The 1,581-nt window shown below is 63.1% G+C and carries 1 protein-coding gene; it reads left to right on the top strand.

What is annotated here, in order from left to right; genetic code table 11:
• A partial coding sequence (locus AACZ75_RS15665) for an IS1380 family transposase (RefSeq protein ID WP_339874151.1) occupies positions 1–1,350 on the top strand: 1,350 nt, incomplete at its 5' end.
• Between the last annotated feature and the right edge of the window lie 231 nt (positions 1,351–1,581).

The following is a 1,581-nucleotide window of genomic DNA, read 5'->3' as shown; positions in this document are numbered from 1 at the left end:
AAGTTCCGCGCCAGTCGCCGCACCCTCACCAGCCACGCCGGGCTGTCCATCATCGGGCAATGCTTCGAGATCGCTGGCGTCGACAGCATCGACAGCCGCTTCCCCACCACGCTGGGCATGCGCACCAGTGACGTGATCAAGAGCTACCTGGGCCTGCTGTGTCTGGGCATGAGCGACTATGACGCTGTCGAGAACTTCCGCCGCGACAAGCCCTTCCAACAACTGCTGACCCTGCAGAAGGTGCCGAGCGCGGCGACGCTGCGACAGCGGCTGGAGAAACTTGCCGCCAACGACCTGCAGGCGCGCACCGCCACCTGGTCCACGACCCTGCTGTCACTGATCGAAGCACCGATCACCGCCGAGACGACGCACGTCTGCCTGGACATCGACACCTTCGTCATGGACAACAGCAACTCGAAGAAGGAAGGCGTCTCGCGGACCTACCAGAAGGTCGATGGCTACACCCCGATCGCCGCCTATCTGGGCAACGAAGGGTGGTGCCTGGGTCTGGAACTGCGGCCTGGCAAGCAGCACACCATGAAGGAGAGCAACGCCTTCCTGGAGCGGGTGCTGCCTCGCACCCAAGGCCTGACCAAGCAACCGATCCTGTTACGCGAGGACAGCGGCTTCGACAGCCAGGCGCACCTGGCGCTTCTCGAACAGCAACGCCAGGTCTTTGCCGACGAGGGGCGCCGGCTCGACTATGTCGTCAAATGGAACCCGCGCGGCTCGGCCACGGCTGATCGAGATACCTGGCTGGCGGTGGCGGCGGACTACTGGGAAGAGCTGCGTCCTGGCAAGCGCCAGGCGCTGTGGCCGCAGACCGTCTCGATCCACGACGACAACAAGACCGAATACGTCGTCCAACGCGTGATGCGCCTGGTAGAGCGCACCGCCGATCGCGATGGCCAGTTGCTGCTCGAACCGGACTATGAGTTGGAAGGCTGGTGGACCAGCCTGGACGAGGCGCCGGAGGCGGTGATCAAGCGCTACCAGGCGCATGCCACCCATGAGCAGTTTCACAGCGAGATCAAGACCGATCTCGACCTGGAGCGCTTGCCGTCCGGCAAGTTCGCCACCAACGATCTGATCCTGCATCTCGCCCAGTTGGCCTACAACATCCTGCGCCTGATGGGACAGCTAGGCATGACCGGCGAGCTGAGCCCGGTTCGCCACCCGGCCAAGCGGCGCCGGCTGCGCACCGTGCTACAAGAGTTGGTGCACCGTGCGGCTCTCGTGATTCACAAGGCACGGCAGATCATCCTCGACTTCGGGCAGGATATCGGGCGCATGACGGTGCTCAAGACGCTGCGGAGCCGACTGCGTTATCCACGAGGAACGCCATGCTGACCGTCAATCGGCGACACTCTATCCACAAGCAGTTCCAAGCGACACGCGATCGCCAGATATGTCGTGCCTGGCGGGTGGAAAGGCATGACAAAACGGGCCGTCAGCACCGATCAGCACGGTGGGTTTTGGCAATAACGGGCTTGCGAAAGCCAACTTGCACGGGGCGAATGATCAAAAAGTGCTCGCTGGCGGTGATAGGGAAAGTGTCGGCGCCGGCTTCACGGATTCAGG

The organism is uncultured Brevundimonas sp. (assembly GCF_963975535.1).
Taxonomy (GTDB): Bacteria; Pseudomonadota; Alphaproteobacteria; order Caulobacterales; family Caulobacteraceae; genus Brevundimonas.
The sequence above is the reverse complement of the archived record's forward strand: the minus strand, read 5'-3'. Positions and strand labels throughout refer to the sequence as shown.